Below are 18,611 nucleotides of genomic sequence, written 5' to 3'. Positions count from 1 at the left end.
ACCGCACGTTTCCGAAAGCGCACCGCCCGACGGCGACGTCACAGTATTCGGTACGCCGCCCGTAGCGCGGCCGCACAGACGCGAGAGGAACGACCATGACCATCACCGACGTGGCGCAGGTGCGGGAATCACCACCCGCGGCCGACGCCGCGCCAGCGGGACCGACCGTCGCCGCCCTGCTTCGCCCCTACCTGGGCGGCTTCACCGCTGTGGTGATCCTGCAGGTGATCGGCGCCGTCGCGGGCCTGGCACCGCTGCTGGCCGTGGTCGAACTGGGCCGGACATTGTTGTCGCCCACTCCGATCGACCACGGACACGTCTGGCTCGTCGTCCTCGCGGGCGCGGCGGGCCTGTTCGTCCGGCTGGTGTTCACCGCCGCCTCCGCCGGCCTCGGGCACCTGCTCGACGGCCGGGTGCAGCTGTCGTTCCGCAGGCAGCTGGCCGCGCGGCTCGGCCGTGTTCCGATCGGCTGGTTCGGCCAGCGCAGGACCGGTGAACTCGCGAAGGTCGTCGGCGAGGACGTGGACGCGGTGCACCCGTTCATCGCCCACGCTCCCGGTGAACTCGTCGCCGCGTTCGTGGTGCCGCTCGTGTCGCTGGTCTACCTGTTCACCATCGACTGGCGGCTCACCCTGATCACCCTGATCCCGGTGGTGCTGGCGATGGCCCTGATCCCGCTGATGATGACCCCGACCCGGCTGCGCGAGCAGGAAGAATTCGACACCGCCATGGGACGCATCGCGGATTCGGTGATCGAATTCGTCCAGGGCATCCCGGTGGTCAAGGTGTTCGGCGGATCCGGGCGCGCCCATCGCGCATTCCGCACGGCCACCGACGATTTCGTCGGCACCTTCTACCGGATGGTGCGCGGGCTGTCGGTGATCGCCGCGGGCATGCAGCTGGCGCTGTCGCCGCCGTTCGTCCTGCTGGTCGTGCTGATCGGAGGCGCTGCGCTGATCACGAGCGGCGGCATGGCCCCGGCCGACCTGCTGCCCTTCGTCCTGCTCGGTCTCGGCCTGACCGCGCCGGTGGCAGCGCTGCTCGGCCACGGCTTCGACGACCTGCAGGCCGCCCAGCGCGCCGTCGGCCGGATCACCGACGTGCTCGCCGTGCCGCCGCTGCCGGAACCCGCGCACCCGATCGCACCCGCGGGCCATCGAGTGGAGCTGCGCGACGTCCGATTCGGCTACGAGGCGGGCCACGACGTGCTGCGCGGGATCGATCTCGTCCTCGAGCCGGGCACGACCACCGCGCTCGTCGGTCCGTCCGGCAGCGGGAAATCCACACTGGTCCAGCTACTTCCGCGCTTCTTCGACCCGGCCGACGGCACTGTCACGCTCGGTGGCGTCGATCTGCGCGAGCTCGGCAGCGACGAGCTCTACCGGCAGGTGTCGTTCGTCTTCCAGGACAGCACCCTGCTGCACGCCACGATCGCCGACAATATCGCGCTCGCGGTGCCGCACGCCGACCTCGACGACGTGGTGCGCGCCGCCAGGCAGGCCGGCATCCACGATCGCGTCGTCGCGCTGCCCGACGGCTACCAGACCGTGCTCGGCGCCGAGGTGACACTGTCCGGCGGTGAGGCGCAACGGATCTCGCTCGCCCGCGCCCTGCTCGCCGCGACCCCCGTCCTCGTCCTCGACGAGGCGACCTCCTTCGCCGACCCGCAGACCGAGCTGGCGGTGCGGCGCGCGCTCGCGGCGGGGGCCGCTGACCGTACGACGCTGGTCATCGCGCACCGGATGGAAACCATCGCCGACGCCGACACCGTCGTCGTCCTGGACGGCGGCGTGATCGTCGAACGCGGCAGGCCCGCCGACCTGCTCGCGGCAGGCGGCCGGTTCGCCGCGCTCTGGCACGCCCATCGATCGGCGCTCGCCGACGGACCTCGAGGAGACGAACGCCGATGATCCGGATGCTGCTGGGCGTGCTCGGCCACGAGTACGCCGGGCCGGTGCGTCGCACCGTCGCCCTGATGACGGTCACCGCGATCGTCGAAGGGCTGTCCTACGCCCTGCTGGTTCCCGTCCTGCACGCCCTGTTCGGCAGCGATCCCGGCGAGGTCCGGCCGTGGCTGATCGCCTTCGGTGCCACGGTCACGGCCTACGCGGTGCTGCGCTATCTCAGCGATCTCGCCGGATTCCGCAGCGGAACCACCCTGCTGGCAGGGATGTATCACCGGATCGGCGACCATCTGGCCCGGCTGCCCCTCGGCTGGTACAGCGCGAGCCGGGTCGGCGAGGTGTCGGCGCTGGCCAGTCGCGGCGTGCTCGACGCGATGGGTGTCATCGCGCATCTGCTGTCGCCGTTCATCTCCGCCGCGGTGACCCCGCTGACGATCGTCGTCGTGATGTTCGCCTACAACTGGCAGCTCGGCCTGGCCGCCGCGCTCGGCGCACCGCTCGTCGCGGCCGTCCAGATCCGGGCGGGCAGGTCGACGGCGGCGAGCGACGCGGACACCGCCGAGCGCGGCGCCGAGGCCACCGGGCGAGTCATCGAATACCTGCGGGCCCAGCCGGTGCTGCGGGCGGGCGGCCGGACCGGTGAACGGTTCGGCCTGCTCGACGACTCCCTGACCGCACTGCAGCGGGCATCCCGCCGCTCGACCCTGTCGGCGCTGCCCGGCGTGGTCGGCTTGGCACTGACCGTGCAGGCGATGTTCACCGTCTTGCTGGTCCTCGGCGCGTACCTCGTCCTCGACGGAAGTATCGGTGCCGCACAGATTCTGGCGATCCTGGTGCTGGCCGCCCGCTGCGCCGACCCGCTGCTCTCGCTGGCCGACATCGGCGGCAAACTGCGCGCCGCGCGGTCGGTGCTGGCGCGCTTGGACGAGGTCCTGCGCACCGAACCGCTACCGGAGCCGCGCGAACCGGCGCTGCCTGCCCGTCACGACCTGGCCTTCGATGCTGTCGCCTTCCGGCAGGGCGACCGCACCGTGTTCGACGACGTGTCGCTGGCGGTGCCCGACGGGAGCACGCTCGCGGTCGTCGGCCCCTCGGGCGCGGGCAAGACCACCCTGCTGCGACTGCTCGCCCGCTTCGCCGACGTGGACGCGGGCGCGGTCCGGGTCGGGGGAGTGGACGTGCGCGACATCAGCACCGAGGAGCTGATGTCCCGGATCGCCGTCGTCTTCCAGGACGTCTACCTCTTCGACGGCACCATCGAGGACAACGTGCGGCTCGGCCGCCCCGGCGCCACCGCCGCCGAGGTGCGCGCCGCGGCCGCGGCGGCCCGGCTCGACGAGGTGATCGAGCGCCTGCCCGGCGGCTGGGCCGCGCATGTCGGCGAGGGCGGCAACCGTCTGTCCGGCGGTGAGCGCCAACGTGTTTCGATCGCGCGCGCACTGCTCAAGGACGCGCCGATCGTGCTGCTCGACGAGATCACCTCCGCGCTGGACCCCGTGAACGAGGCGGCCGTGCACGAGGGCATCGAGCGCCTGATGGCGGGCCGGACCGTGGTGACGGTGGCGCATCGCCTGCGCACCGTCCGGCGTGCCGACCTGATCGTGTTCGTCGACGGCGGTCGCATCGTCGAACAGGGCACCCACGACGAGCTGCTGCGCGCGGGCGGCCGCTACGCCGGGTTCTGGGCGAGCTCCGGCGCCTCCGTCGCGGGCGGGTGATCCGGCGGCGGTGCCCTCGCACGCGAGAGCCGGTTCGGCCAGGAGTTCCACCGGCCGACCGGCAACGCCGAATCTGAAAATACCCCTCGTCTCGCTTTGGCACCAGGCAGTGAATTGTCAAGTACGCGTACATATCTCGACTTGGTGTAGATGCCGGCGGGTTGGGAAAGTTGTCAACCGTTCCCGGTCCGATTCGCGGAGATCTCACCAAGCACCGAGCCCGATTCGCGGCACCGCGGTGGCCGCCGTAGAGTCGGCAGTCGAGCGTTGTCTGCATGTTTCTCGGTGATCGCCCGCAGGACGATGATGTCCTCGGCGAACGGTTTGAACAGGCGTTTCCCGGCATCCCGGGGATCGGCCTCGTTGTCGGCGCGACCCTACAGGGGGTCGCCGCGTCCGAATATCTCTGTCGCAGCGCCGCGCCAGTCCGCGGTATTTACCTTTGCGCAACACACTGCTACCCATTGGTCGGTTAGGGTCACGGAATCTGTTGGGGCACTGCGAGTTCGACATCATCCGGTACGGCCCCGGGCGTTGATCCCCGTCCCAGTAGCGCGAACGACGCGCGAGTTATTTTGTGGCACTGTCCAATACCGCGTTCGTATATTGAAACATGTTGTAGTGCTTGACAAGTGGGCCAGCGGTCCACAAAACTACCCGTCGGTAGCCGGCGATCGGGAAGCTCAGGCCCGGTAGTTGTGACAAGTCACACCCAGTGACTGCCCCGCCTGAACCCCCGTGAACCCCTGTGCACCAGTCGGGGTGAACCTCACTGCCACCGTGACCACACCAAAGGAGTTCAGCGCTATGGACAATCACGCGCTACCCTCAGCGCACCGTCAGGATGCTCGTCCGACAGTGCACCCGGGCGATCAGGTGGCGGTGCTGCCCAGACCGTCGGTCACCACGCAGTCGGTTGTCGACGACAAGCCCGTCGGGCCGGTCGAACTGCTTCCGCTGGTCACCGAGCGGCTTAACGAAATCCTGATCACCGGTGGCGATTTCGACGCCATCTACCGGCATGTTCTCGCCGCGCCCGGCAAGCGGGTGCGGGCTCGGCTCGTGCTCGCGTGTGCCGGCCTGCTACCCGATGTCGCGGCGGCGCCACAGCATGCCGCCATCGACCTGGCCTGCGCGATGGAGATGCTGCACGAGTCCTCGCTGCTGCACGACGACATCTGTGACGGTTCCCTGCTGCGCCGCGGCGCGCCCTCGGTGCCGGCCGCGTTCGGCGTACGCATCGCCGCCAGGGCGGGATTCCACATGGCGGGCGCCGCGATGCAGGTGGTCGCCCAGGTGCTGGCCGGCAACCAGGCGGTGTTCGCCGGGATCGGTGACGCCCCCGGCGTGACCTATGCCGACCGGCTGTCGGATCTGTCGTACGGCCAGCTCATCGAGACCTTGCCGCCCGCGGTCGACGCGACCGCGCTGCGCCGCCACTACGAACTCGTGGCGGGCGCCAAGACCGGCACGCTGTTCCGGCTGTCGTGCTCCTACGGCGGCACGGCGGGCGGCGCCGACCACGACCAGCTGCAAGCCCTGATGCAGTACGCCGACCAGCTCGCGCTCGCCTTCCAGATCATGGACGACGTCCGCGACATCGAGGGCGGCCCCGAACTGGGCAAGGACGCCTGCGGCGATCTGGACCGGCGGGTGCCGACCTGGCCGGTCATCGAATGGCTGGCGATGCGCCCCGGCGCGCGCGAGCTGTGGCTCTCGGCGGAAACGTCCAGCGCCACGCTGCAGACCGACCTGGTCGAGAGCGGCGCCACCCAGGCCGCGCGCGTCGTCGCGGTGCAGGCCACCGAGACCGCGAGCGCGGCCCTGGACATCTTCCCGTCCACGCCCGCGCGCGCGGACCTCCGCGAACTCTTGCAGCAGGTGATCAACCGATGAGACAGACCAGAATCGGCTCCCTGGCCTACGGCCTGCGGCACCTGCGGCGCGCACCGGACATGGCCGCGCTGCGCGCCGCGTCCTCGCCAGGGGAACTGGCCCGGCTGGCGCTGATCCCCGCGGGCCGCAACCTCGGCATCTCGGTGAGTTTCCTGCCCGCGCACCTGCGGGCCGAGGCCACGGCCGCCCTGCTTGCCTGCCGGGTGCTCGACGCCTTCGAGGACCTCAGCGATCGTTCGGTCGCGAGCAGTGCCGTGCTGGCGGCCGCCGACTACCTCACCGGCGCCACCGACACGCCGCCGCCCGCTGTGCCCGCCGTCGCCACGGAGGCTCGCGACAGCGAGGCCGTCGACCGGCTGCTGGCCGAGCGCATCGGCGACATCAGGGCGCTGCTGTCGGCGCTGTCGTCGGAGGGCCGCCTGCGGGTCTCTGCGGTGATCGTCGACGTGGCCGATGTCATGGCCCGCAATCTCGACGCGCCCCTGTCCCGGGTCGTCTACAGCGAGGGCGTGCTCGGGCGGGTCACCCACTACGCGTGCGCCCTGGTCGCCGAAGACGTGCTGTCGGAAGCGGATCTGCGCGAACTGACCGGCTGTGTCGCGGTGATCGCCCAGTCCGCGAACGACTTGCGCGACAACGAGTTCGAGATCTACGGCGTCGCCGACCGCGAGGAACTGAAGCGGATGGTGATGCTGCAGCTGCTGGCGCCCGCGCTGGGCGGCTTCGCCCTGCTCGCCCGCCTCGGCCCCGGCACGCCGAGTCGCGGTGCGCGCGCGGCGATGGCGTACATGACCATCACCACGACCGCGTTCCTGTGCTCGGTCGTCGACGCGCCGTCGCCGTACCGGCGCAAGGTCGGTGCGGCGCTGCTGGCCGCGTCGTCGGTGACCTACTGGGACAGGATGCTGGACCGGCTGCGCCGCACCGCCGACCTGGCCATCCACCGGATGCTCGACGCCTCACCGGAGTTCGCCGACGGCGCGAACCAGACGACCCAGGTGCTCGGCGCGGGCGACCCGCGCTCGATGCCGACCTCGCTGGTCCCGCTGATCGTCGACACCACCTTCGCGCTCGTGCAGACCCTGCCGGAGGCCCCGCTGACCGGCGAACTCCCCGACGCCGAGGTGCGCACCATGATGATCGCCGATCACCTGGCCTTCGGTGCCATGGAACGGGTGCCTCCGCACGAACCCGAAGCGCTGCAGGCGCTCGCCACGAGACTCCAACTCGCTGCCCTCGACATCAGCACCCAAGGGAGCCGCCCATGAGCATCGTCACCAGACCCGCGCTCACCGTCCTGGACACCACTAGCGAAGGAGCTCTCCTATGAGCACCGGAACGCCCGTCGCGCCGGAGTACACCCCGTTCAGCAAGCGCGTGCTCAAGCTCGAGCACGCCTCGAATGTCGGCCCGCTGATGCACATCGCGCTGTGGATCGGCATGCTTGCCCTCGGCCTGTTCGTGCCGTTCGCCACGAACTGGTACATCGCGGTGCCGCTGATCATCGTGCTGTCGCTGCTGAACCTCTCGCTGACCATCGGTGTGATGCACATGCACACCCACCGGCCGCTGTTCGTGTCGAAGTTCCCGAACCGTGTCGTCGACTTCCTGTGCTGCCTGCCCGGCAACCTGACCGCGGCCGAGATGCGCGAGGTCCACGTCCTCAACCATCACCGGTTCAACGACGGTCCCGGTGACGTCACCTCCACCGCCGGCATGGAGAAGGGCCTCGGCGCCATCTGGTACTGGGTCCGCTACGGCGTCATCGTCAAGATCCACACGATGCGCACCATCTTCGCGGCCGACCCTGCCCCGCGCCGCCGCAAGACCCGCCACCAGTTCCTGCTGGACATGGCCCTGTACGCGGTGGTCATCGGAACCGTCTGGTACCTGGTCGATTTCGATCGCTTCGTGCTGTTCTACTGGGTGCCGTTCCTGATCACCCAGGTCAACGCCGGCTACTTCGCCTGGCTGAGCCACGCGCCTGCCAAGGGCTTCGAGGACGACCCGAGCACCTCGCTCAACAACGCGGGCAACATCCTGAACTTCCTGATCTTCAACCAGGGCTACCACAGCGTGCACCACCGCTACCCCGGTATCCACTGGAGCCAGATCCCGGACAAGCTCGACTACATGCGTGATGTCAACCCCGGCGTCATCGTTCCCTACTGGATGGTCGCCCAGTCGGGCTGGCGCCTGTTCTGGCCCGGCGGCTTCCTCAACGAGGGTTACGGCACCAAGTGGAAGGCCCGGCTGGAGAAGCGCATCGACGAGGGGACCGTGCGTTCGCGGTACCTGCCGTGGTTCGCATGGATCTGATCACGCCGACTCCCACCCAGGCGCGGGACGTGCTGACGAGCCGTTCGCGGCTCGTCCCGTTCCTGTTCGCCTTCGCCGTCTACGGCGTCGCGGGCATCACCGTGCCGCTGATGCTGCTGTTCGCGGGCGGCTGGTTCCTGCCGAAGACGATCGACAAGGGCCCGCACCTGTCGACCGTCCCGGCGATCGTCATCGACGTGGTGCTGCTGGCGCTGTTCGGCCTGCAGCACTCGGGCATGGCCAGGCCCTCGTTCAAGGCGTTCATTACCCGCTGGGTGCCCGAAGCGCTGGAGCGGACCGTCTACATCGTGATGGTGTGCCTGGTCATGTGGGTGATCATGCTGGCGTGGCAGCCGATTCCGGCGGTGATCTGGTCGGCCGATGGCACCGCGGGGCTGGTGCTCGATGCCGGATTCTGGCTCGGGTTCGTGCTCGTCTACGCGGCGACGCTGCTGCTGAACCACTTCCACCTGCTCGGCATCAGCCAGGCCTACCGCGAGTACGTCATCCAGGTTCCCGACGCGACCGTCGATCGGCTGCAGGTGAACGGGGTCTACCGCCTCGTACGCCATCCGCTGATGACCGGCCTGCTGGTCTCGTTCTGGTTCGCCAGCACGTTCACCGTCGGGCACCTGGTGTGGGCACTCGGGTTGACCGGTTACATCCTGCTGGGCACCTACCTGGAGGAACGCGACCTGATCGCGCGCTTCGGCGCGTCCTACCGCGCCTATGCCGCGCAGGTTCCCGCCTTCTTCCCGTCCGTGCTCCGCATCTTCGGCCGATCGACTCGGCAGCCGTGAAGGCGTGCCGCCCGGCGTGTTTCCCGTTCGGGGACGCGCCGGGCGGACCCCGCCCGAGTTCGGGAGAGGAATCGACGTGAACGGTCATCCTGTTCGAGAGCGCATCAGACACAACTCCACCGGCGCGGGCCCCGTTCCCGGCGTCGGCCGTTCCCATGCCAAGGCGATCCTGCTCGGCGAGCACACCGTCGTCCACGGCACGCCCGCGATCGCGTTCCCGCTGCCCGCGCTGCCGGTGCGCGCCCTCGCCCGTCGCGGTGCCGACGGTGCGCCGTCGGATGTGCCCGCCGAGGGCGGTTTCCGGTTCCTCGCGGGTGATCCGCACACGGTGTCCACCGCGTCCGGGCCGCGGGTCGCGGTCGAGGAGGCATTGCGGCGGTGGGGATTCGACGGCGACGTCGTCGATGTCGTTGTCGAGTGCGATATTCCGCTGGCTCGTGGCCTCGGTTCCAGTGCCGCCTGCGCGGGCGCGGCGGTGCGCGCGGTCGCCGATCTGTACGGCCGCGCGGTCGATCCCGGCACGCTCTACGAGCTCGTGCAGTGCGGCGAGCAGGTCGCGCACGGCCGGGCCAGCGGCATCGACGCCAGTGCCGTCCTGGCGAGCGGCCCGATCCTGTTCCATCAGGGCACGGCTCGTCCGATGGACATCGGCCTGGACGCGGTCCTGGTGATCGCCGACACCGGCGTGCCCGGCTCCACCCAGCACGCGGTGGCCGGGGTGCGGCGCACCCTGGAGCGCGATCCGCGCGCCGCGGAGCATCTGCTGGCCAGGGCCGCCGACCTGATCGGTTCCGCCGCGGCCGACCTGTCGGCCGGGCGCGCCGAGTCGCTCGGCACGACGATGCTCGAATTCCAGGGTCTGCTGGCCGAACTCGGTGTCAGCACACCGCATATCGACGCCCTCGTCACCGCGGCGCTCGACGCGGGCGCATTCGGCGCGAAGCTGACCGGCGCCGGCCTCGGCGGCTGCGTCCTCGCGCTCACCGAGACCGGCGGCGCACCCGCGGTGAGTGCCGCGCTGCGCCGGGCCGGTGCCGTGCAGACCTGGACGGTTGGCACCGCGAGCCTGCGTACGGCCTCCCTGTCCCTATCCTCCTCGAGACCGGAACTCGATACACACCGATGACTTTTTCCTCCGCAGTACCCGTAGTACCTGCAGTACCCCTAGCGTCCGAGCGGCCCGAGGATCGTGTCCGCGACGGCGAGGCCGTCGCCCTCGCCTACCCGAACATCGCCCTGGTGAAGTACTGGGGCAAGCGCGACGAAACCCTGTTCCTCCCCGTCACGGGGAGCCTGTCGATGACGCTGGACATCTTCCCGACCACGACGTCGGTCCGGCTGATCGACGGACCGGCCGACACCGTCGAGCTCAACGACACCGCCGCCACCGGCACCGCGCTCGCCCGCGTCGAGAAGTTCCTCGACCTGGTCCGCGCCAAGGCGGGCCGCACCGAACGCGCCGCGGTGGTGACCGCCAACGCGGGCCCGACCGGGGCAGGCCTGGCCTCCTCGGCGAGCGGATTCGCCGCACTGGCCACCGCCGCGGCCGCGGCCTACGGACTCGACCTGGACGGCCGCGCCCTCTCCCGCCTGGCCCGCCGCGGCTCCGGGTCGGCCTCCCGCTCCATCTTCGGCGGCTTCGTCGTCTGGCACGCGGGCGAGGGGGACGGCGACGCGGGCGATCTGAGCTCCTACGCCGAGCCGATCGGCGGCGACGAACTCGACCCGGCGCTCGTTGTAGCCGTCGTCGAAGCGGGTGCGAAGGCGGTGTCGAGCCGCGTCGCCATGCGCCAGACCACCGAGACCTCGCCGTTCTACCGGCCGTGGGCCGAATCCTCGGTGCTCGATCTCGCCGAGATGCGCACAGCCGTTGCCCGCCAGGATCTTCCCGCGATCGGTGAGATCGCCGAGCGCAATGCCCTCGGGATGCACGCCACCATGCTGACGGCGCGACCGGGCATTCGCTACCTGTCCCCGCACTCGCTCGCGATCCTGGACGCCGTGCTCGCCCTGCGCGCCGACGGCATCGTCGCCTACGCGACCATCGACGCGGGGCCCAACGTGAAGGTGCTGTGCACCCGCGCCGAGGCGCCCCTGGTGGCCGCCACGATCGAAGGTCTGGGGGAGTTCGTGACCACCCGGACCGCTCATATCGGTCCGGGCGCACGCCTGACGACGGGCGGCGACGGTGAGTAGTAGCGGAGATCTATCCGGGACCCTGACTGCGGACAGTCGGCGATCCCCGACCGGCCGCACAGGTCATCCCGGGAGCACCGGTGGCGACGGGCCTGTGATCAGTTGTCGCGCACCAGGGAAACTGTTCATCGCAGGTGAGTACGCCGTCGTCGAGCCCGGGCATCTGGCCGTACTCACCGCCGTCGACCGCTACGCCACCGCCACGGTCACCGACGCGTCTGCCGCGGTGACCGGCGCGGTCTCCGGGGTGGTTGTGACGCTGCGGTCGGATCTTGACGGTGGCGTGGCGCTGGCCTGTGGCCGCGGCGGTGACCGGTTGGTCCCGCTGACGCCCGATGCCGGTGTGCCCGCGGCATTCGCCTACGTCTTCGCCGCCGCGTCGGTCATCGATCGGTTGCTCACCGAGCGCGGAATCGCTTCCCGCCCTTGCGAAGTGGACGTCGTAGCCGATCTGGGCGATGCCGACGGGCGCAAGTACGGTCTCGGCTCCAGCGCGGCCGTGACGGTAGCCACCATCGCCGCCCTCGGGCAGTTCCACGGGCTCGAGCTCACGACGATGCAGCGGTACCGGCTGGCCATGCTGGCCACGATCGCGGTCAACCCGCGGGCCTCCGGCGGCGACGTGGCGGTGAGCACCTGGGGTGGCTGGCTCGCCTACGGTTCCCCTGATCGGGCGGTCGTCGCCGAGCTCGCCGCCGATGGCATCGACGCCGCGTTGCGTGCACCGTGGCCCGGGTTGTCCGTGCGCCCGCTGCCCACACCGACCGGACTCGCTATGCAGGTCGGCTGGACCGGCGACCCGGCCTCCACACCGGCATTGGTCGCTGGGCTCGGCGCGGCCACGCGCACGCCGGATGATCGCGCGACGTTCAACGCGCGCAGCAACGACTGCGTGCAGCGCCTGCTTGCCGCGATCGAAGCCGACGACTCCGCCGCGATCGGCAGCGAGATCGACTGCGCGCGTGAGCTTCTGCTCGACCTCGACGAGACCTCCGGCCTCGGCATCATGACGCAACGCCTGCACGCGCTGTGCGCGGCGGCCGCCGCCGTCGGAGCCGCGGCCAAACCGTCCGGAGCCGGCGGCGGCGACTGCGGCATCGCGCTCGTCGACCACACCCGCACGGCCACGATGGCCGAACTCACCGGCCGGTGGCTCGCCGCCGGTATCCGCCCGCTGCCGTTGCGGACCCACCCGTTCGAAGGGGACACCGCATGATCGCCGATCGTAAAGACGACCACGTTCGCCACGCGGTGAACCAGCGCCGCGCCGACACCGGCGCCAACGACTTCGACTGCGTCACTTTCGTCCACCACGCGCTGGCCGGCATCGACAGCGACGAGGTGTCGCTGGCCGTCGATGTCGCCGGAAAGCGGTGGGACACACCGCTCTACGTCAACGCGATGACCGGCGGCAGCGCCAACACCGGCGAGATCAACCGCAAATTGGCCATCGCCGCCCGCGAAACCGGCATCCCCATCGCGACCGGCTCGATGAGCGCCTACTTCCGCGATCCCGCGGTCGCCGGCACCTATCGCGTGCTGCGCCAGGAGAACCCGCACGGGTTCGTCATGGCGAACGTCAACGCGACGGCCTCGCTGGACCAGGTGCGGCGAGCGATCGACCTGCTCGAGGCCGATGCCCTGCAGATCCATCTCAACGCCGTGCAGGAAGTCGTCATGCCCGAGGGCGACAGGTCCTTCGGATCGTGGCCCCGCCAGATCGAGCACATCACCGCCAACGTCGGAGTGCCGGTGATCGTCAAGGAAGTCGGGTTCGGCCTGAGCAGGCAGACCGTCACGTGGCTGCGCGACGCCGGTGTGTCGGTGGCCGATGTCGGTGGCCGCGGCGGCACCAACTTCGCGCGGATCGAGAACGAGCGGCGCCCGGCCGCCGACTTCGCCTTCATCGAGAGCTGGGGCCAGTCGACCCCCACCTGCCTGCTGGACTGCGCCGGGATCGCCGGGATCGATATCGCCGCGTCCGGCGGCATCCGCTCACCACTCGACATCGCCCGCGCGCTGGCGCTCGGCGCCGACGCGACCGGCGTGGCCGGCGCGTTCCTGGACACGATCGTGCGCCAGGACACCGACGCGCTCGTCACGCAGATCCGCACCTGGCTCGATCAGCTGCGCCAGATCCTGACCGTGCTCGGCGCCCGCACCCCGGCCGAGCTGGCCGGCTGCGACCTGCTGATCACCGGGGACGTGGCGACCTTCTGCGCACTGCGCGGCATCGACGTGGCAGCACTTGCCCACCGGAGTCCCCGGTGGCGCGAATCGAACGACCGAGGAGGAGTCATCCATGAATGACATGTCGTACGCTGCGGTCCCGCTGCAGTGGGTGGGGCCCTTGCGCATCACGGGCAATGTCGTCGACGATGCCGTCGACGTTCCCCTTGCCACCTACGAAACGCCCCTGTGGCCCTCGGTCGGTCGCGGCGCGCGGATCTCCACCCTCACCGAGCGCGGCATCGTCTCGACGCTCATCGACGAGCGGATGACCCGCTCGATCCTGCTCGAAGCCGACGACGCCTATACCGCGCTCACCGCCGTGCGGCAGCTGAAGGATCGCTTCGCCGAGTTGCAGGAGGTCGTCACCGGCAGCAGCCGCTTCGCCCGCCTGATCGACCTGCACCACCAGATCAACGGCAACCTGCTGTTCCTGCGGTTCGAGTTCAGCACCGGGGACGCCTCGGGTCACAACATGGCCACCCTGGCCAGCGATCACCTGATGGACCACATCCTGACCACGGTCGCCGGCGTGCGCTACGGCTCGATCTCGGGCAACTACTGCACCGACAAGAAGGCCACCGCGGTCAACGGGATCCTCGGCCGCGGCAAGAACGTCGTCACCGAACTGCTGATCCCCCGCGAGGTGGTGGCCCAGCGCCTGCACACGACCGCCCGCCAGGTGGTCGAACTCAATATCCGCAAGAATCTGATCGGCACGCTGCTGGCGGGCGGAATCCGTTCCGCCAACGCGCATTACGCCAACATGCTGCTGGCGTTCTACCTGGCCACCGGGCAGGACGCGGCCAATATCGTCGAGGGTTCCCAGGGCGTCACGCACGCCGAGGACCGCGACGGTGACCTGTACTTCTCGTGCACGCTGCCCAACCTCATCGTCGGCACCGTCGGCAACGGTAAACACGCGAGTTTCGTGGACGAGAACCTCGAGCGCCTCGGCTGCCGCGAGGACCGCGAGCCCGGCGAGAACGCCCGCCGCCTCGCCGTCATCGCCGCGGCGACCGTGCTGTGCGGCGAGCTGTCGCTGATGGCCGCACAGACCAATCGCGGTGAATTGATGCGCGCCCATACCCAATTCGAGCGGTCAACCACGAGCAACGGAACACAGCTATGACTACAACTCCGGTCGGTATCCACGACCTGTCCTTCGCCACCACCCACTACGCCCTCGATCACGCCGTCCTCGCCGAAAGGCTCGGGGTGGATCGCGACAAGTTCTACCTCGGCATCGGCCAGGAGAAGATGAGCGTCGCCGCGGCCGACGAGGACATCGTCACCATCGCCGCGGCCGCCGCGCAGCCGATCATCGAGCGGCACGGCACCGACAACATCCGCACCGTGCTGCTGGCCACCGAGACCGGTGTCGACCAGTCCAAAGCCGCCGCACTGTACCTGCATTCGCTGATCGGGCTGCCCAACGCCGCGCGCGTGGTCGAGCTCAAGCAGGCGTGCTACGGCGGCACGGCGGGCCTGCAGTTCGCCGCCGGGCTGATCGCGCGCGACCCCTCTCAGCGGGTACTGGTCATCGCGGCCGACATCGCCAAGTACGAGCTCGACACCCCGGGCGAACCGACCCAGGGCGCGGCCGCCGTCGCGATGCTCGTCAGCGCGAATCCGGCCATCCTGCGACTGGATCCGCAGTCCGGGCTCTACAGCGCCGACATCATGGACTTCTGGCGCCCCAACTACCGGACCGCCGCCATCGTCGACGGCAAGACCTCGGTCAACGCCTACCAGAAGGCGGCCCAGGAGGCGTGGACCGACTACCGCCGCCAGGGCGGGCGCGACCTGTCGGAGTTCGCCGCGTTCTGCTACCACCAGCCCTTCACCAAGATGGCCTACAAGGCGCACCGCCACCTGCTGGAGAGCCAGGGCCACACCGCCGACGCCGCCGAGATCGAAGCCGCGATCGGCGACACCACCCACTACAACCGCACGGTCGGCAACAGCTACACCGCCTCGCTCTACCTCGGCCTGGCATCGCTGCTCGACCACGCGGACGAGCTGACCGACCGCGCATTGGCCATGATCAGCTACGGATCGGGCAGCGTCGCCGAATTCTTCAGCGGCACCGTGCAGCCCGGCTACCGCGAGCATCTGCGGACCGAGGCGAACCGGGCGGCGATCAGCTCGCGTGAGCTGCTGGACTACGACCACTACCTGCGGCTGCACGAGGCCACCTCACCGAGCGACGGCGCGTACCACGCCATGCCGGAGGAAACCCGCCGCCCCTACCGGCTGGCCGCCGTCTCCGGCCACAAACGTATCTACGAATCTCGCTGAGGTCTCCACATGAGCAGTAACGGCACGTCGACGTCCCGGCGGCACATCCAGGTCCTGATCATCGGTAGCGGACTGTCCGGCCTCGGCACGGCTATCCGGCTGAGCCAGCGGGGCCTGACCGACTATCTCGTCATCGAACGTGGCGCCGACGTGGGCGGTACCTGGCGTGACAACACCTATCCGGGGGCGGGCTGCGACGTGCCGTCCCACCTCTACTCGTATTCGTTCGCGCTCAACCCCCACTGGTCCCGCTCGTTCTCGCCGCAAGCCGAGATCGAGCAGTACCTGCGGCAGGTGGCCGACCGCTACGGCGTGCGCGACAAGCACCTGTTCGACACCACGATGACCGCCGCGCGCTGGATCGACGCCGACGGCCGGTGGGAGGTCGACACCAGCAACGGTGCCTTCACCGCCGACTTCGTGGTGTCGGCGGCGGGCGTGCTCGCCGAGCCGAATCTGCCCGATATCAAGGGGATCTCGAGCTTCGAGGGTGAGATCTTCCATTCGGCGCGCTGGAACCACGACGCGAGCCTGGCAGGCAAGAAGGTCGCCGTCATCGGCACCGGCTCCTCCGCGGTGCAGATCGTCCCGTCGATCGCGCCGCAGGTCGAGCGACTCGATGTGTACCAGCGCACCGCGACATGGGTGATGCCGCAGCTGAACCGGCCCTACCTGGCGCCGGAGCGCCTCGCCTTCAAGCATGTTCCGGGCCTGCAACGGATGATCAGGGCGATGATCTACATCGCCCGCGAAGCATTCGTCGTGACCCAGGTGAAGTTCCCGTGGACCGGCCTGCTGCTGGAAGCGGTCGGGCGGGTGAAGATGTGGCTCGAGATCCGGGACCCGGAGAAGCGGCGCAAGGTGCTGCCCGAACACCGCATCGGCTGCAAGCGCATGCTGGTGTCGAACAAATTCTACGGCGCGCTCGACCGCGACAACGTCGATCTCGTCACCGACGGCATCGCCGAGGTGCGCGAGCGCTCGATCGTGTCCGAGGACGGCACCGAGCGTGCAGTCGACGCCATCGTGCTGGCCACCGGGTTCCACGTCGCCGATTCGCCGACGTTCAACCTCTATACCGGTCGGGACGGCCGGACGGTGTCGGAGGCGGCCGACGCCGAGGGTTACCAGATGTACAAGGGCACCACGGTCGCCAACTTCCCCAACATGTTCTTCATGCTGGGCGCCAACTCCGGGCTGAACTACACCTCGCTGATCTACATCATCGAGTCGCAGATCAATTACATCGTCGACGCGGTGACCACGATGCAGCAGCGCAACCTGCAGTCGTTCGAGGTGAAGCTGGACACGCAGCACGAATACAACCGGGGCCTCGCGCCCAAGATGGCCCGCACCGTGTGGGTCACCGGCGGCTGCACCAGCTGGTTCCTGGACAAGCACGGCAACAACTCCGCGCTGTGGCCGGACTTCAGCTTCCGGTACCGGAAGCTGGTGCGCGCGTTCGACATCGAGGCCTACGAAACCACGGCGAAGACGCCGTGACCGAGATTCCCCGCCGCCACGTGCGGGTGGCGATCATCGGGGCCGGGTTCGCCGGGCTCGGCGTGGCCATACGGCTGCGCCGGCTCGGAATCACCGACTTCGTCGTCTTCGAGCGCGCGAGTGACATCGGTGGCACCTGGCGTGACAACACCTATCCCGGTGCGGGCTGCGACGTTCCGTCCCAGCTCTATTCGTATTCGTTCGCGCCGAATCCGAACTGGACGCACTCCTTCTCGACACAGCCGCAGATCCAGCAGTATGTGCAGGATGTCGTCGACCGCGAAGGGGTGCGCGAAGCGATCCTGCTCGACTGCGAGGTGACCGGCGCGTGCTGGAACAGCGCGACGGCACGCTGGGACATCCAGACCGGTAAAGGCGCGTTCACCGCCGACATCACCGTGTCGGCAGCGGGTCCGCTGAGCGCGCCGAAGGTACCGGAGATCAAGGGCATCACCACGTTTCGCGGTGCGCTGTTCCACTCCGCGCGGTGGGATCACGATGTCGATCTGGCCGGTCGGCGGGTCGCGGTCGTCGGCACCGGCGCCTCGGCCATCCAGATCGTGCCGTCGATCGCGGGCGAGGTCGGCAGGCTCGACCTGTACCAGCGCAGTGCGCCCTGGGTGCTGCCCCGCCTCGGCCACCGGTACACCCGGCTGGAACGCCTCGCCTACCGGCATATCCCGGGGGCGCAACGGGTGGCCCGCACCGGGGTCTACTGGCTGCGTGAGTCCTTTGTGCTCTGGCAGTCGAAATACCCGCCGCTGGCCGACTTCTTCGCCTTCGGCGCGCGCCTGAAGCTGTGGTGGGTGATCCGGGACGCGGCGCTGCGGCGCAAGCTCACCCCCGGCTACCGGCTGGGCTGCAAGCGGATGCTGATCTCGAACGAGTACTACCCGGCGCTGGCGCGCGACAATGTCGAGGTCGTGACCGAGGGCATCGAGGAGATCAGGGAGCGATCGATCGTCGCGAACGACGGCACCGAACGCGAGGTCGACGCGATCGTGCTGGCGACGGGGTTCCGGATCACCGACTCGCCGACCTACGACCTGATCAGCGGCAGGGACGGGCGCACTCTGTCGGAAGTGTTCGGTGCCGACGGTCTCAGCGTGTACAAGGGCACCACGATCGCGAACTTCCCGAATCTGTTCCTGATGATCGGCCCGAACGCCGCGTTGAGCTACACCTCGGCGGTGTTCACCATCGAATCGCAGATCAACTACATCGTCGATGCGATCGCGACGATGGACGCGCGGGGCCTGCGCACCGTGGAAGTCCGGGAACAGGCACAGGCCGGCTACAACCGGGACCTGCAGACCAAGTTCGCGGGCACCGTCTGGAACGGCGACTGCACCAGCTGGTTCGTCGACGAACGAGGCGAGCATTCCCGCCTGTGGCCGGACTTCAGCTTCCGATTCCATCGGATGCTGCGTTCCTTCGATGTCGAGGCCTACGAGACGACCACGCGCAGCGAGCAGGCCGCGACGAACTCCTGACCGAGCTGACCCCGGGACGGCGCTGGGCCGTCCCGGGGTCAGAGCTGGGTTACTCGGTGATGGCGGACAGCGTTTCGATCAACGTCACGACTACATCGAGGAGGTCACCGAGAAAAGCAGAAAACATGAAACTCTCCTTTCAATCGGATGATCGACCCGCAGGCGTGCATGAAATCGACTTGTAATGTCGACTTCTTCGAAGCGGTAGAGACTGGCGAAACTCTGCAATTCAGATTGCGGGGAGATCGCTGG

14 protein-coding genes are annotated in these 18,611 nt (G+C 69.1%); all 14 read left to right on the top strand.

Going from position 1 to position 18,611, the window contains the following annotated elements:
• Nucleotides 1-95: 95 nt before the first annotated feature.
• The 14 genes from ACWF82_RS18085 (at nucleotide 96) to ACWF82_RS18020 (ending at nucleotide 18,359) form a co-directional block, all read left to right on the top strand.
• Nucleotides 96-1,910, top strand: coding sequence for an ABC transporter ATP-binding protein (locus tag ACWF82_RS18085; protein ID WP_452502485.1), 1,815 nt, complete (start codon nucleotides 96-98; stop codon nucleotides 1,908-1,910).
• A complete protein-coding gene (locus tag ACWF82_RS18080) occupies nucleotides 1,907-3,622 on the top strand; it encodes an ABC transporter ATP-binding protein (RefSeq protein WP_452502483.1) in 1,716 nt (571 codons plus the stop codon). Before ACWF82_RS18085 ends, ACWF82_RS18080 begins: the two co-directional genes overlap by 4 nt.
• Nucleotides 3,623-4,504: 882 nt before the next feature.
• On the top strand, nucleotides 4,505-5,518 hold the full coding sequence (locus tag ACWF82_RS18075; protein WP_452502481.1) for a polyprenyl synthetase family protein: 1,014 nt from the start codon (nucleotides 4,505-4,507) through the stop codon (nucleotides 5,516-5,518).
• Complete coding sequence (locus ACWF82_RS18070; protein WP_452502479.1) at nucleotides 5,515-6,786, top strand: hypothetical protein; 1,272 nt, start codon at nucleotides 5,515-5,517, stop codon at nucleotides 6,784-6,786. The genes ACWF82_RS18075 and ACWF82_RS18070 overlap by 4 nt, the downstream gene beginning before the upstream one ends.
• A 58-nt stretch (nucleotides 6,787-6,844) precedes the next feature.
• A complete protein-coding gene (locus ACWF82_RS18065; RefSeq protein ID WP_452502477.1) occupies nucleotides 6,845-7,837 on the top strand; it encodes a fatty acid desaturase in 993 nt (330 codons plus the stop codon).
• Entirely contained in the window at nucleotides 7,828-8,637 is an 810-nt protein-coding gene (locus ACWF82_RS18060) for a methyltransferase family protein (RefSeq protein WP_452502475.1), read from the top strand. The genes ACWF82_RS18065 and ACWF82_RS18060 overlap by 10 nt, the downstream gene beginning before the upstream one ends.
• A 76-nt stretch (nucleotides 8,638-8,713) precedes the next feature.
• Nucleotides 8,714-9,763, top strand: a complete 1,050-nt coding sequence (mvk, locus tag ACWF82_RS18055) for a mevalonate kinase (RefSeq protein ID WP_452502473.1) — start codon at nucleotides 8,714-8,716, stop codon at nucleotides 9,761-9,763.
• Entirely contained in the window at nucleotides 9,760-10,833 is a 1,074-nt protein-coding gene (gene mvaD / locus ACWF82_RS18050; RefSeq protein WP_452502471.1) for a diphosphomevalonate decarboxylase, read from the top strand. Before mvk ends, mvaD begins: the two co-directional genes overlap by 4 nt.
• A 94-nt stretch (nucleotides 10,834-10,927) precedes the next feature.
• Entirely contained in the window at nucleotides 10,928-12,049 is a 1,122-nt protein-coding gene (locus tag ACWF82_RS18045) for a phosphomevalonate kinase (protein ID WP_452502469.1), read from the top strand.
• Nucleotides 12,046-13,143 (top strand): type 2 isopentenyl-diphosphate Delta-isomerase, encoded by a 1,098-nt coding sequence (gene fni, locus ACWF82_RS18040; protein ID WP_452502467.1) that lies wholly within the window; start codon nucleotides 12,046-12,048, stop codon nucleotides 13,141-13,143. Before ACWF82_RS18045 ends, fni begins: the two co-directional genes overlap by 4 nt.
• A complete protein-coding gene (locus ACWF82_RS18035) occupies nucleotides 13,136-14,194 on the top strand; it encodes a hydroxymethylglutaryl-CoA reductase (protein WP_452502466.1) in 1,059 nt (352 codons plus the stop codon). Before fni ends, ACWF82_RS18035 begins: the two co-directional genes overlap by 8 nt.
• The gene (locus tag ACWF82_RS18030; RefSeq protein ID WP_452502464.1) at nucleotides 14,191-15,363 is read left to right on the top strand and encodes a hydroxymethylglutaryl-CoA synthase; all 1,173 of its coding nucleotides are present in this window, start codon (nucleotides 14,191-14,193) and stop codon (nucleotides 15,361-15,363) included. Before ACWF82_RS18035 ends, ACWF82_RS18030 begins: the two co-directional genes overlap by 4 nt.
• A gap of 9 nt (nucleotides 15,364-15,372) precedes the next feature.
• Entirely contained in the window at nucleotides 15,373-16,866 is a 1,494-nt protein-coding gene (locus tag ACWF82_RS18025) for a flavin-containing monooxygenase (RefSeq protein WP_452502462.1), read from the top strand.
• Nucleotides 16,863-18,359 carry a flavin-containing monooxygenase gene (locus ACWF82_RS18020; RefSeq protein WP_452502460.1) on the top strand — a complete coding sequence of 499 codons (1,497 nt, stop codon included), beginning with the start codon at nucleotides 16,863-16,865 and terminating at the stop codon, nucleotides 18,357-18,359. Before ACWF82_RS18025 ends, ACWF82_RS18020 begins: the two co-directional genes overlap by 4 nt.
• Nucleotides 18,360-18,611: the final 252 nt, after the last annotated feature.

This window comes from Nocardia sp. NPDC055053 (assembly GCF_053608285.1).
The sequence above is the reverse complement of the archived record's forward strand: the minus strand, read 5'-3'. Positions and strand labels throughout refer to the sequence as shown.